Genomic DNA, 14,439 nt, shown 5'->3' with positions numbered 1-14,439 from the left:
TCAAATCAAGCGCGAGAAGGGCGTTTGGTGGATGCCTTGGCAGTAAGAGGCGATGAAGGACGTGATACTCTGCGATAAGCCGGGGGGAGCTGAGAATGAGCTTTGATCCCTGGATTTCCGAATGGGGCAACCCACCTGAATGTTCGTTATTATCTGCTCTGCAGTTAATAACGCGCATAAACAGGTACTTAAGGACTGAATACATAGGTCTTTAAGAGCAAACCCGGAGAACTGAAACATCTAAGTACCCGGAGGAAAGGAAATCAATGATACTCCCCTAGTAGCGGCGAGCGAACGGGGACCAGCCGAGACCGATGAGTGATTGGAACATGTTGGGAAGCATGGCCATAGCGGGTGACAGCCCCGTACAATAAGCTCTGAGGTACGTATTAAGTAGGGCGGGACACGTGAAATCCTGTCTGAAGATCGGGGGACCACCCTCGAAGGCTAAGTACTCCTTACTGACCGATAGCGAACCAGTACCGTGAGGGAAAGGTGAAAAGCACCCCGACGAGGGGAGTGAAACAGTACCTGAAACCGGACGCCTACAATCAGTCGGAGCTTGACTGGACTCTAATGACAATCTGCTTCATCAACATGAAAGAGAATCATGTTGGGGAGGCATTCGTGTCGGATATCGCATTTGTGACAGACGGGACCATGGCGGTCGTCGGACTTATAGCGGGGCTCATTGATATGAGCGTTAACCACTGCCCAAACGATGGGTGCCTCGCAAGGAACGAACTTCCTGCTTACAATAGTCTGTCGCTGGGCGAGACATATTTCCAGGAAAACGCCTCTGGCGAGGAAATATACTACCGGCGCGACACAAAGCTGGCCTTCGGGCCGTTCCAGAACGTCTGGGGCCTTTCGGCTTCCACGGACGGTGAATTCTGGATCGGTGCAGGTCACGCTTATACCCTGAACCTTTTCAACGAACGCACCTTCGTCCAATTCCATGCGATGACGGGCGTCTACGAAAACGGTGACGGACACGATCTCGGCGGACCCATCCAATTCCGGTCCGGCATCGAGATTGGCTACCAAGCCCGGAACGGCACGCGGATCGGCCTGAGCGTCGATCATCGGTCGAATGCGGGCATCTACAGCCGCAACCCAGGTCTCGAGACCGTGCAGCTACGGGTAGCCATCCCACTCAACTGAGATTGTTATTAGTGTCCAGTCTTGTGACGGCGTACCTTTTGTATAATGGGTCATCGACTTGGTCTATCCAGCAAGCTTAAGCCGTTAGGTGTAGGCGCAGCGAAAGCGAGTCTTAATAGGGCGATGAGTTGGATGGATCAGACCCGAAACCGAGTGATCTAGGCATGGCCAGGTTGAAGGTAAGGTAACACTTACTGGAGGACCGAACCCACTTCTGTTGAAAAAGAACGGGATGAGCTGTGCCTAGGGGTGAAAGGCCAATCAAACTCGGAGATAGCTGGTTCTCTGCGAAATCTATTTAGGTAGAGCGTCATCCGAATACCCTCGGGGGTAGAGCACTGGATGGGTAATGGGGCCCCACAGGCTTACTGATCCTAACCAAACTCCGAATACCGAGGAGTACTAGATGGCAGACACACTGCGGGTGCTAACGCCCGTAGTGGAGAGGGAAACAACCCTGACCTCCGGCTAAGGCCCCCAATTCGTGGCTAAGTGGGAAAGCAGGTGGGACGACCAAAACAACCAGGAGGTTGGCTTAGAAGCAGCCATCCTTTAAAGATAGCGTAACAGCTCACTGGTCTAAACAAGTTGTCCTGCGGCGAAGATGTAACGGGGCTCAAGCCACGAGCCGAAGCCGAGGAGTGCGTATGCACTGGTAGCAGAGCGTAGTGTGACATAGTCTCATTCCTCCTTAGCGGGTTCGCCCGCCTTGGAGGAGAGAGGCTTTCGATGAAGCCGGGGCGTGAGCCATCCGGTGGAGAGATCACTAGTGAGAATGATGACATGAGTAGCGACAAAGAGTGTGAGAGACACTCTCGCCGAAAGTCCAAGGGTTCCTGCTTAAAGCTAATCTGAGCAGGGTAAGCCGGCCCCTAAGGCGAGGCCGAAAGGCGTAGCCGATGGGAACCAGGTTAATATTCCTGGGCCGGGAGGTGGTGACGGATTGCGAAGGTTGTTCATCCTTATCGGATTGGATGGGCCGCTTAGCAGTTCCTGGAAATAGCCCCTCCATCAGACCGTACCCTAAACCAACACAGGTGGACTGGTAGAGCATACCAAGGCGCTTGAGAGAACGATGTTGAAGGAACTCGGCAAAATGCCTCCGTAAGTTCGCGAGAAGGAGGCCCGCTTCGAAGGCAACTTCGGGGCGGGGGCACAAACTAGGGGGTGGCGACTGTTTACTAAAAACACAGGGCTCTGCGAAGTCGCAAGACGACGTATAGGGTCTGACGCCTGCCCGGTGCCTGAAGGTTAAAAGGAGAGGTGAGAGCCTTGAATTGAAGCCCAGGTAAACGGCGGCCGTAACTATAACGGTCCTAAGGTAGCGAAATTCCTTGTCGGGTAAGTTCCGACCTGCACGAATGGCGTAACGACTTCCCCGCTGTCTCCAACATCGACTCAGCGAAATTGAATTGCCTGTCAAGATGCAGGCTTCCCGCGGTTAGACGGAAAGACCCCGTGCACCTTTACTACAGCTTCGCACTGGCATCAGGACTGGGATGTGCAGGATAGTTGGTAGGCTTCGAAGCAGGGACGCCAGTCTCTGTGGAGCCATCCTTGAGATACCAACCTTCGCACTCTTGATGTCTAACCGCGGTCCGTTATCCGGATCCGGGACCCTGCGTGGCGGGTAGTTTGACTGGGGCGGTCGCCTCCTAAAGCGTAACGGAGGCGCGCGAAGGTTGGCTCAGAGCGGTCGGAAATCGCTCGTTGAGTGTAATGGCAGAAGCCAGCCTGACTGCGAGACTGACAAGTCGAGCAGAGTCGAAAGACGGCCATAGTGATCCGGTGGTCCCGAGTGGAAGGGCCATCGCTCAACGGATAAAAGGTACGCCGGGGATAACAGGCTGATACTGCCCAAGAGTCCATATCGACGGCAGTGTTTGGCACCTCGATGTCGGCTCATCTCATCCTGGGGCTGGAGCAGGTCCCAAGGGTACGGCTGTTCGCCGTTTAAAGAGGTACGTGAGCTGGGTTTAGAACGTCGTGAGACAGTTCGGTCCCTATCTGCCGTGGGTGTAGGATACTTGAGAGGAGTTGCCCCTAGTACGAGAGGACCGGGGTGAACGATCCACTGGTGGACCTGTTGTTGCGCCAGCAGCAGTGCAGGGTAGCTATGATCGGACAGGATAACCGCTGAAGGCATCTAAGCGGGAAGCCCCCCTCAAAACAAGGTATCCCTGAGGACCGTGGTAGACGACCACGTCGATAGGCCGGAGATGTAAGCGCGGCAACGCGTTCAGTTGACCGGTACTAATTGTCCGATAGGCTTGATTTGATCCAGTAAAAGCCAGACTTTGGCTGGACCGAAAGCATACACCGAAGTGTACTGACTTGGAGTTTCAAGGGTTTTTCTTGGTTTGGTGGTCATAGCAAGAGCAAAACACCCGGTCCCATCCCGAACCCGGCCGTTAAGTGCCTTAGCGCCGATGGTACTGCGTCTCAAGACGTGGGAGAGTAGGTCGCCGCCAAACCTAGTAAGACCCTTGATTGGTATCTCTCTGACGATGCCGCCTCACATTCCAGACAAATCGGGGCGGTCCAACGCAATGGCGCGGGATGGAGCAGTCTGGTAGCTCGTCAGGCTCATAACCTGAAGGTCGCAGGTTCAAATCCTGCTCCCGCAACCAATAAAAAAGGCCTCAGAGCAACAAAACGCTCGGGGCCTTTTTGTTTGTGTCCGGCAGGTGTCCGAAAGTGCAGCAGTTTCCATGCTGCCCGGAGCTTGCCCAACCGAACCCGGTACACCTTTTTTATGGGTCTAGCCTCCCAGATCCGCGCCGCCCCCAGAGATTCAGTCACAGGAAAATTTGAGAAATTCAGGCGGTTCATTTTGGTTCAATCAACGTTCATGAAACACGTTACAATTCGAATCCCTGTGGCGATCGGTTTCGCCAAGCACTCGCTGTTCAGCTTCAATCGTGAACACACTTCCGTAGAGCGTCTGCAGCATCCGCGTAGAACAAGACCTGCACCTTGGTCGCTACATCGTCCGACAAATCGATTAGAGCACGGCGGCTAGAGATCGGCAGGAGAACTGCTTCGGCACCTTTCTCCATTGCGAGCTCTATCAGATCAATGGGATTGTGAACTGGTTCAAGAGAACCGCCGAGGGTGATTCCTCCAGAAATTACTAGCCCGCCTTTTATCGGCTTGCCGAGAAGTGCCGAGCATAGCCCCATCAGAACTGGGATTCCGACATCCGAACCGTTCCTTGCAGCATCGAAGGCTCGCAGTTGGATGGAGAACTCGTGCTCGCGCGGTTTCCGCTCGCCCACCAGTTCGCGCGCATGGGCGTAAAGATTCTGCTCCGCGATACGAACGCTTTCCTTGAATGGTCCTGGCGGTGATTGATTTAAAATCTTGACGCCGCTGCCAGAGCTTTCGTTGACCTCTATCCGAAAGAGGCCCGTCCCTTCATCTTGTCCACCGGGACTGATCGTCCAAACCTGGCCTGCAGGGAGCGGATCAGCACCAATGCTGTTTTCGCTCTGAAGCTCAGGAGTAGAGACAAATTTCTCTACTCCATCCAAGCCCATAACATAGCTGAATTGTGTATTACGGAACTCCGCAGACCCAATGCGTTTCTGCTGCTCTTTAACGCGACGGCGCACTTCAAGGGCGAGACGAACCGCCCACTCCAGGTCATCATCCGGGATTGGTGAAGTAGGGTCAGGATACAGTAACTTAAGAAGACCAGATACGGTCTTGTTGACAGCATTCTGATCCCGGCCGGACAGAGCGCCGCCGAAGTGCACGCGGCCTGAGAGCTTGTCGATCCGACTTTGCGCCCTCAGGCGCGAAAAACACTCAGCCAAGACATCACTGACTAATCCAAAGTGGTCTGTGAATAGTTCCTTGCTAACCTTGGGCACGTCCCAGCCAGGTAGGTAACAGTGAATGCGGTCCATGAATGCCGTGTCATTGCGCATCTCTGGCGGCATAGGACCGAATAGATGTCCGACCCTTTGCTGATGTTGAACATCGACATCGAAGTTGCCAACCATGACGATACTGCCTTCGGCCCGGATGCTTTCCCGGCCTCGAGAGAATTCACCCGATTCCATGTACCCTTTCATGATGTTGACGCCGTCCTTCTGATCGAAGGAGATACCAGAGACCTCGTCAAAACAGACGACGTCGTACTGGCAGACAAGCCCACGTTGGCCGTTCGACATGTTTACAAACATGCGCGCGACAGTGGCTTTGCCACCCGAAACTAGATGCGCATAGGGTGAAACCTGCTGATAGAGGTGGCTCTTGCCAGTCCCACGCGGCCCCAGTTCAACCATGTTATAGTTGGCCTCAACGAAGGGAACCATTCGAAGGAACATCGCATCCCTTGCTCTCTCGTTAAGCTTTTCTGGCTCAAGTCCAACGCTTCTTAATAGACACGCTTTCCACTCCTCCGTTGAGAGTGACGCGCGTCCGGATGAAATCTTGTCCAGTATGTCTCGGGTCGAGAGTTGAATTTCCCGAAGACTCAGTATCTCAAAGGGTCGCCCCCCTTTCTCTTGAGCAATGCTGGCATCGTAGCCAAGCTCGACTTCGGCATAGAAGCCGCCAGTCAACATACGTTCGTGATCTTGAACGACCTTGTCGGCGACTCTGACGTCGTTCAGTCGAAGACTGGGGAGAGACACCAGATAGCTGTCGGTCTTCGCGTCCAACCTAGCAGTAATGATGTCAATAATCCGGACTAAGCCGCGATCTCTGGCGCGAGCTTTGAAGAGTTCCTCCTCGCCAGCTCGAACGGTTCTATCAGACAGTTGCGCTTGCACCATCTGAAGGCCTTCTTCGATCTCGGTCGGCTCGGTGCTCGCGCAGTAGCGGCCCAGCATGAATTCGACCACGTAAGTTGGGACAGGAAATTGTCCGCGAAACCGCCTGACGAGGTCCTTTCGCACAATGTGGGCTGGGAAGGCTTCGGCCGCCTTGCGGTCCAGTGTATCCATCGTCACCACGCTATTCCCCTCCAACTGTCGTAACGCGTTGGCTTACGACATGTCCGTTGTCATCAAGGATTACCAAGCAGGCCGTTTCACCCTCATGTTCGTCACTTACGAGAAACGAGGTCCGCCCGTTGTCATCCAAGACGCGGGCACCCTTGATCAGGCTCGGGCCACTCGTCTCAGAGCCGAGTCTAAGGTCAGCTTCAAGGTCGGCACCGCCTGCTACCTCTAGCCTCAGACGGAAGCCCTCCCATTGCGCCTTCGAAATTGAGACCTCACTGCGTACTTTGTTTCCGGTGACCAAGATGACCGGCAGGACACATTCCTGCGGACTAATCCCACCATGGGCATATTCGCATCCGGCGTAGAAGACCCGAGCCCCGGTGGCGGCTGCGATTGAGATGTCCGAGTTCCAGGTCCACGGGACCTGCATGTACGATGTAGTCGCCTTTGGTTTGACTAGCGCACAACGCGTCCGTTTTCCGCTTGGTTCTACTAGACCAGGGTCTAGAGCGGCGTGCGGTAAGTTCCCCGGCATCAAGAGCCAACCGTGATCCGTGACGATGCGGACATCTCGTCCTGATCTGACGAGACTGGACACCGCGTCCGCAACGTCCCTCACACTCTGTCCCAGTCGCTCGGCCAACCTCGCCCCAAGCGCATGCCCTTCCTCATCGAACCGACCGGTCTCCGTCCAAAGCCTTTGGTCAGGTAGAAGCGCTGTATCCGTCTCCCAACCGTTTGCATTCAAGAGCTTGAACAAGTTCGGTTTGTTTGCCGGTTTGTCGTCTGGCGTGATTGGCAAAACGTCGATTGTGGTGGCTGGATGCGCGCACCGGGGTAGCGCGGACAAGGATTCCAATCTGACGCGGACAAGCATTCCGATTTAGCGCGGACAAGATTCCGGGGTTCGCGGACAAGATCGCGGAGCCCTTTGGCGGGGTGCTGAGCAATCACGTGGCGGGTAGCCTTTCGCTCTTTTGAGAGCGGGAGGGACCCAATGGCGAGATTGCCGATGAGGAAGATCAGAGAAGCCTTGAGGCTGCGCGCAAGCGGCCTGACGACCCGGGAGGTTGGCGACAGCATCGGCGTCGGCCGTACGTCGGTCAGCGAGTATGTCGGCCGGGCGGCGCGGGCGGGTTTGTCCTGGCCGCTGCCGGATGATCTGACGGATGCTGCGCTGGAAGCGTTGTTGTTCCCGGTCCCACCGCCAGATGCAGCTACCACCTACCCGAAGCCGGACTGGGCGCATGTGCATAGCGAGTTGCGCAGGCCCGGAGTGACCCTGTCGCTGCTCTGGGAGGAATACCGGGAGGCGCATCCCAAGGGCTATGGCTACAGCCGTTTTTGCGAGCTTTACCGCCGCTGGGAGGGCAGGCTGGCCCCGGTGATGCGCCAGCATCATGTGGCGGGCGAAGCGCTTTACGTGGACTACGCCGGGCAAACCTTCGAGATAGTGGACCCCGAGACTGGTGAGGTGCGCCAGGCCGAGTTCTTTGTCGCAGCCCTCGGCGCGTCGAACCTGACCTATGCCGAAGCCACCTGGACACAAGGCCTGTCCGACTGGATCGGCAGTCACACGCGAACCTTCGCATTCTTGGGCGGCGTGCCCACGACGGTGGTCTCGGACAATCTCAAATCCGGGGTCACCAAGGCCTGCTTCCACGATCCACAAATCAATCGCAGCTACGCCGACATGGCGGCACATTACGACACCGCCATCATCCCGGCCCGCCCGCGCAAGCCTCGCGACAAGGCCACAGTCGAGGTGGCCGTGCAGCTCGCGCAGAGGTGGATCCATGCGCGGCTGCGGAACCGGCGCTTTTCCTCGTTGGCGGAGTTGAACGCGGCGATCCGGGAGCTTCTGGAGCGCTTCAACAACCGGCGCACCCGTCATCTCGGGGCCAGCCGCCGGGAGCTGTTCGAACAGATCGAACGCCACGCCCTCCAGCCGCTTCCGCTGGAGCCATACGAGTTCGCGGAATGGCGCTGCCGCAAGGTGGGGCTCGACTACCACGTCGAGATCGACCGGCATTATTACTCGGTGCCCCACACCCTGCTGAAGGCCGAGGTCTGGGCGCGCATCACCAGTCGGACTATCGAGATATTCCATAAAGATCAGCGCGTTGCCTCGCATGTCCGGACATCGGGCAACCGCAAGCACACTACGGTGATGGATCACATGCCGTCCAATCACCGAGCCTATGCCGATTGGACCCCGGAGCGCCTGTGCCGGTGGGCGTCCAAGGTCGGCCCCAACACGGCATCCCTCGTCGAGGTCATCATGCGCGAACGCAAACACCCCGTGCAGGGGTTCCGCGCCTGCCTGGGCATCCTGCGGTTGTCCAAGGGATACGCGGCAACCGAGTTTGAAGCGGCCGCAAATTACGCGCTCACCATCGGCGCCCATTCCTACGGCTCCCTGCAATCCATCCTGAAGAACAAGAGATATCGCCGGGCCCCGGATCGGCCCGCAGAGGAACCGGCGATCACCCACCCCAACATTCGCGGCGCCGATTATTTCCACTGAGAAAGGATACACATGCTTGATCATCCAACCCACGACCTGCTGCGCCAGCTCAAGCTGGACGGCATGGCGGACGCTTTCACCGAACTGCAATCCCAGGACAGCGCCGCCGACATGGGCCATGCCGAATGGCTCGGCCTCCTGATCGACCGGGAGGTGGCGAACCGCACGACCAAGCGGTTCCAGTCCCGGCTGCGCGCCGCCAAGCTTCGTCACGGTGGCGCTTGCGTCGAAGATGTCGATTTCCGCGCCGCGCGCCGCCTCGACAAGGCTTTGTTCCAACAGCTCGCCGCTGGCCGATGGATCAAGGAAAAGCGCAACCTGCTGATCACCGGCCCCTGTGGGGTCGGCAAAACTTGGTTGGCCTGCGCCTTGGGACAAAGAGCCTGCCGCGACAACGCCACCGTGATCTACAAGCGCCTGCCGAGGCTGTTTTCGGAACTGCAACTGGCGCATGACGATGGACGCTTCCCACGCATGTTCCGCCAGCTTGTCAAAGCGGACTTGCTCATTCTCGACGACTGGGGGCCGGAACGCATGACCGCGCCACAGCGCCGGGATATGATGGAAATCATCGAGGATCGATACGGGTCCGGCGCAACGCTGGTCACAAGCCAGCTGCCGGTCGATGCCTGGCACAACATCATCGACGAACCGACTTTCGCGGACGCTATCCTGGATCGCCTGATCCACAATGCGCACAGATTGCCTCTCGATGGCCCGTCGATGCGCAAGACCCGCGATGCCCCCGCGACCAAAACCGTTGACGAACAAACCGACACCTGAGATGTCAAATCAAACGCTCAGCATCCCGCGCGAACTTTGTCCGCGCACCCCGGAATGACTGTCCGCGTGCCGTTGGAATGGCTGTCCGCGAAGCCCGGAATGCGCAGGCTGGACCTTTAAGTACCTCAGCCACCGGTGTTACGAGCGGCTTGCAGGTTGCTGTCACTGTCGGAAAGCCTGACCAGATCCAATCTAGTTCCGGCTTTAACCCGTCTTTTCGAAGCATTTGGACAAGCTGTTGGCCAACGTCCATCCGGAGACCATCGACGAACAGGACAGTCGTCACATCAGGGCCTATTGCCTCCGGCTGCGAGAACTTCACCTTGCCATTGCGCACGAGTTCCTGGAGGGCAACAGCGCCTTCGTCGAGCCAGGGCAGATATATGGCCCGCAGAGCGGTGGCGACAGAAATGCGATCCAGCTCTCTTGGGGCGCTCGCAATTGCGGACATCGCGGAACAATCGGCATTCCATCCGGTATTGGCATATGCCTCTGCAAGTGCACTGCCATCATGTGTGGGCAAAGAGGCCACAGTCGCCAAAGCTGCGAGATGTTCTAAGGCATTTGCTAATGGCGCCTCTCCACGACGCGCCCAGACTGTACTGCGTCGCCAGGCGTGTTCTTCCTCGAGGCCCTGAACCTTTGCGCGGGCCTCATCAAACGAGAGTTCGGATAGGCTTTGGAGCGCGTCTCTAAGTTCCTTCTCTCCCTTCGCGTTTAGCTTTGGGTAGACCTCTCGGTTGCCCGAATGGTCAAAGAGCGAGGCGGGTTCTTCGAAGCCCAAGTGGTCGACCACCTGAGCATACCCTGTCGACCCTTCGAAACGCGCCCAAACTTGCGCCCACTTGCTTTCGCGTTTCGCCAGGCGCTTCACGGCATCCTGTTTGGAGAGCTTGGAAGGGTCGAACCTCAGCTCTTTCTTCGCGATACTGGCAAAAGCATTGAACCGTGCTGCATCGACCTCATCCGACAAAGAGCCATCAATCCAATCCAGCATGTCGGCGGCCAGGTCAGGGGCGAGAAGCGCATTCAACTGATCTGAATCCCAGCGCTTTCCGCGAATTTCATCGACCGACCTGGTGCAGAGGCGAACAGCTGCATGTGAAAGTGCGGCTCGCGTCGCGGAATCATCGGGTATTTCGAGTTTCAATGGTCCGCGTTCTGCGGACAGGAACCCCCGAAGCGTCCAGTCCTTGCCGTTCACGTGGCCAAAGTACGTACCGGCAACGGTATACCAAACCAGTGGTTGGAGGAGTTTTGGACAGTCTTCTGCGCCCTTGAGGGTCTCGCGCGCGACACCCGGTATGTAGATGATCGGCGTGGTGCCTTCTGGCCAACCGACACCTTCGACCGCACCCACGGTAGCTGCACGAATCCACACTGCTGGCCCGGTGCGCGCCTCGGGTTCAAAGTCGCCTAACGTCAACAGCTCCGGAAGACGCTCCCTCAAAGCTGGGATCAGAGGCGCGAAATCCCTGCCCGCATCGCACCAAACAACAGCAACTGGCGCCGCCTCTGCCGAGGCGTTGTAGCTTGCTGCTTCGTGAAGAGCGGCGATAAGGGCGTCCAGTGGGGTTGTCACCTGGACTGCTCCGAGCGTTTCGCTGCAGCTTCTCGCGCAGCCCGCTTCTCGGCGAGGGTAGTGTGATGATCGTTCCGGCGCTCGCCTTTGAAAGCATCATACCAAGGCGCGGATGAAACATCCTTTCCTCGGTCCTTGTCCTTGAGGATCTTGTCGAGCTTGTGTGTAAGCACACCCGCCAAAATGAAAGGGCGGATGTTTTGCCGGACACCATCGTCCAGATCGGGCTCCCATCCAAGCGGTTGCTGGGCAAGGGGCTTCCAACGCACGAAGATATCGTAGGGCTTTTCACCTTCCAGGATCGCTTCCAGCTTTTGCTGCAGTTCACGACCCTTCTCAAATCGAAGTGTGTTCCCCTCCGCCTTGGCGCGGGCGAGCCAGTCGCCAAGCAGGGTGTAAGTGAGCTTGCGCAGGTTGGCTTGGTCAAAGCGATGGTAATGCACGAACACCGAAAAACCGTCCTTTAGCCCGTCTGAAATGTGCCATATGAATGGTCGTTGTCCGAACAGCGCGCAGTGTTGACGGAAAGCGCGGTCGCGGACCCAAGCCTCTAGTGAGCCATCGCGAGCGGCCTTCTTGTCCAAAGTCTCATCGGCTTCGGCTACCAGACGACGCTCTAGGTCGTATGACCACTCAGCACCGAAAGAAATTGCGAGATAGGCTCTCAGGCGGTCAGCCAGAGGCTTCTCCCCAGCAACTGCGGCTACCCCAAGAAGGCCATCGTTGTCGCCGTTGGGTAGTGCGGCGGCAAGCTTCACCCAGTGTTGTGCTCTATCAGAGAGGCGAATGCTACTGTCGCTTTCAGTCGGCCACCGGAAGCCGCAGAGGCGCGATAGCGCAACACTTAGAGTGGTCCCTGCGTTTGAGTTCGCAGGGTGCCCATGGAAGATCCATTGTGTCGGATCTTCCGAGTATGGATCTGGAAGTTCGGGTTGTTCTTTTGCCTTCGCCCTCCATTGGTCAATGTCGAATGGCACCTTAACCAACGTTGAGTTTGTAACTTTGAGCGACTTGTCAATTTCACGCACTTCGTTGTTAAATTCGTCCGAAGAGCAAAACGCCCAAATAGCTGAAAGGTCGCGATCATCTTTTGGCACGATGACTGCACTGGATTGATCGTAGAGGTCACCGAAATACAAGCCTGCAGGTAAATGACCCATGTGACGGATAATTACGCCGCGTTTTTCCCAAGCTTCGCGCCCTTTTACAAACGCCTGCTCGCTTCGTGACAAATCGCCTTCTCCATGTTCCCATAATAATACGGAAGTTCGGCCATTGAACTCTGTCGTCCTTTCGGAAGTCATCTGGAAATGCGTCCATCTAGGATTCAGAGAACCTGGTTCCCAGAATTGCCTGATCCAGCGAGGCGAGTCTCCATTTTGAAATCCAACATAGGCATCAGCATACTTAGACAAAAGCGCCGTTGAGCTCATGACTTTAGTCGTTATTCGAGCATCTGGGTTCTTCAATTGCTGAAGCTGGATCAGCCTGTTTGGGGAGACATCGATGAGAAGCTCTGATTTCTCTTTATCGTCCTTCCCTTTGGACACGTCTATTCCGCAGAACTCAGTAGAGTTTGTCGGTTTCGCGCTTGAGACAATTGAGAGCCCGATGTTCATAAAATACATCGGCGTTTGAAAACTATTGTCGCCCAGTGCAGCCATAAAACAAAGTGAATGGTTCGCGAGAAGTGAATTTCTCAAATTTTTGTAGGCGCCTATCGTCCACCAGTTCTGTGGGCTAACGGCGCTCACGGTTCCACCCTCCAATGATAGACGAAGCATTCGTTCTATCATCGCTGTCGCAAGATCACTTTTCGAACGGCTATAAAATCGATCGAGGTAACTCTGGATTTGCTCCCCTTGCTTACCCTTACCAAGGAAAGGAACGTTCGTTGCCTGCAGAACGTATCGCCTATGGAGCAGTCCTGCAGCATCAGACATACCGCGTGCTGCAATTACCCCTTCAACGTTCTCAGGTTCTGCCTTTCGAGCTCTTTCAAGCAATGGGTTGAGAAGGCGTTCGACTTCTCGCAGTTTTTCCGACTCGAAGAGGTCGCCGCCAGTCGGCTCAAGTAACGTTCCGAGTACGGGAGCCTGCGCAAACAAATCATGAAGTGCTGCAAGGGCGTATTCAAGTTCACTGTCCTCATCTCCTAATGCAACAAACTCCCGCTTTGGCAATGGCGGCGGTGCACCAACCCATGCAATGTGGGGCCGTGGAAGCTTCTGCCAACCTCCTATGCGCCAGGCGGAAAGTGCTACGGCAAAAGCCGCAATTTGCACGCAGCGACCGTCGATCTCCAACCCATACAAGTTTTCTGTCAAAGTTGCTGCCACGGCATCGGAAGGTGGGAGGCCTTCTTCAGCTTTCCTCAGCGCTGCTATTATCGCTAGCGCTTCAGTCAGAAAATGTCCCGATCCACAGCACGGGTCGAGCACCGTGATATCTTTGGCTTCTGTTGGCCAACCTGGGAATGTACCAGCTGCTGGCCTCCACGGTCCGTCTTCGCCGTCACGAACGAACCGCAACATGTCAAAGGCGTAATCCGGCAGTGCGCAGGCAGATCGTAGCTCATCCTCGTCCACAGCGGTTTCGGCCAACGTCGAATTACTGGCCAAGACCTTCCCAGCCCACCACGCTCCCAGAGTATTATGCAGCAAGAAGCGAACCATGTACGGCTCTGTGAACAGCTGCGTGACGGCCGGTAGCTCGTCAGCACCGATCTTCACACCCGAGGCATTGACCGCATCCTTCTCTGCAGCCCGCCAGAACTGGTAGGTCCAGCCAAGGCTATCCTCTGCTTCAAAAACTTCGGCATCCAGTCCGGTCACCAACTTCTGCAGCTTCTGCGTGTGAACCGGATCGATTTCCAACGCGAGAACCGGATCATCGACCCGGAAGACAGCAGGTAGCATCTGCGCCGCATATCTCTCAGCTATCGTCCAAGAGTCAGTCAGCCCCTCAGCTTCGGCCAGTTCCCGGCAGTCTTCCAAAGTAACGGGGACATCGTACTCGGGGTTTCGTAACAGGCCACGTTCCGCCAGAAACCGTGCGAAAAGCATCCGATGCCAATGGGCGTAGGCGGTGGCTTCGATCAAATGCTTGGTCTCTTGGGTATCGTTAGTGCGATCGAAGGCATCACCAAGTGCGCGTGCATGTGCACGCAGACGACGCCGAAGCTCCTTCTCCTCTTCGGAAAGGTAGGACGGGGCCTTGCCTTCGGCGACGCCCAAGCGCCGAATTGCATCTCGTGCGCCTTCCTCCGCAACTATGCGGGCGTCCTTGATTAACCGCTCCAGCGTGCGTCGAAGAATGGATGGCAGATAACGTTCACGCATGCATCAAACCTTCGGAATCACTGGGCCGTTCTGCAGACCTTCAGCAACCTTTTCACGGACCTTTTGGAGCCACTCGTCCAAGTCGGC

General features: G+C 56.4%; 5 protein-coding genes, 1 tRNA gene and 2 rRNA genes. 5 read left to right on the top strand and 3 right to left on the bottom strand.

The features are described 5' to 3' along the window. The first annotated feature begins 3 nt into the window (after positions 1-3). The 3 genes from RIdsm_RS22250 to RIdsm_RS22240 all read left to right on the top strand — a co-directional run bounded on the left by RIdsm_RS22250 (position 4) and on the right by RIdsm_RS22240 (position 3,794). Positions 4-3,442 (top strand): 23S ribosomal RNA (locus tag RIdsm_RS22250). Positions 3,443-3,523: 81 nt separating this feature from the next. After that, positions 3,524-3,638 (top strand): 5S ribosomal RNA (gene rrf, locus RIdsm_RS22245). Between the two features lie 79 nt (positions 3,639-3,717). Next, a tRNA-Met gene (locus RIdsm_RS22240) sits at positions 3,718-3,794 on the top strand. A 285-nt stretch (positions 3,795-4,079) separates the two neighbouring features. Here RIdsm_RS22240 and brxL read toward each other — a convergent pair. After that, a complete protein-coding gene (gene brxL, locus RIdsm_RS22235; RefSeq protein ID WP_201455599.1) occupies positions 4,080-6,119 on the bottom strand; it encodes a protease Lon-related BREX system protein BrxL in 2,040 nt (679 codons plus the stop codon). A 997-nt stretch (positions 6,120-7,116) separates the two neighbouring features. On the opposite strand from brxL, the gene istA reads away from it, so the two are divergent. Both istA and istB read left to right on the top strand, forming a co-directional pair. After that, complete coding sequence (gene istA / locus RIdsm_RS22230) at positions 7,117-8,646, top strand: IS21 family transposase (protein WP_151175227.1); 1,530 nt, start codon at positions 7,117-7,119, stop codon at positions 8,644-8,646. 12 nt (positions 8,647-8,658) lie between these two features. Beyond that, positions 8,659-9,429 (top strand): IS21-like element helper ATPase IstB, encoded by a 771-nt coding sequence (istB, locus tag RIdsm_RS22225; RefSeq protein ID WP_151175226.1) that lies wholly within the window; start codon positions 8,659-8,661, stop codon positions 9,427-9,429. A 4-nt stretch (positions 9,430-9,433) separates the two neighbouring features. Here istB and pglZ read toward each other — a convergent pair whose 3' ends face one another. Both pglZ and RIdsm_RS22215 read right to left on the bottom strand, forming a co-directional pair. Next, positions 9,434-11,011: a BREX-1 system phosphatase PglZ type B gene (gene pglZ / locus RIdsm_RS22220; protein ID WP_143100595.1), complete on the bottom strand. Its 1,578-nt coding sequence runs from the start codon at positions 11,009-11,011 to the stop codon at positions 9,434-9,436. Then, positions 11,008-14,352 (bottom strand): Eco57I restriction-modification methylase domain-containing protein, encoded by a 3,345-nt coding sequence (locus RIdsm_RS22215; RefSeq protein ID WP_074940845.1) that lies wholly within the window; start codon positions 14,350-14,352, stop codon positions 11,008-11,010. Before RIdsm_RS22215 ends, pglZ begins: the two co-directional genes overlap by 4 nt. Positions 14,353-14,439: the final 87 nt, after the last annotated feature.

The organism is Roseovarius indicus (genome assembly GCF_008728195.1).
Classification (GTDB): Bacteria; Pseudomonadota; Alphaproteobacteria; order Rhodobacterales; family Rhodobacteraceae; genus Roseovarius; species Roseovarius indicus.
Note: the sequence above shows the minus strand (reverse complement) of the source record. Positions and strands in the feature narration are given on the sequence as shown.

Excerpts from the sequence above, each read along its gene's own strand:
- brxL (WP_201455599.1), bottom strand. The coding sequence starts at position 6,119 with ATGGATACACTGGACCGCAAGGCGGCCGAAGCCTTCCCAGCCCACATT.
- RIdsm_RS22215 (WP_074940845.1), bottom strand. The coding sequence starts at position 14,352 with ATGCGTGAACGTTATCTGCCATCCATTCTTCGACGCACGCTGGAGCGG.
- istA (WP_151175227.1), top strand. The coding sequence starts at position 7,117 with ATGGCGAGATTGCCGATGAGGAAGATCAGAGAAGCCTTGAGGCTGCGC.
- istB (WP_151175226.1), top strand. The coding sequence starts at position 8,659 with ATGCTTGATCATCCAACCCACGACCTGCTGCGCCAGCTCAAGCTGGAC.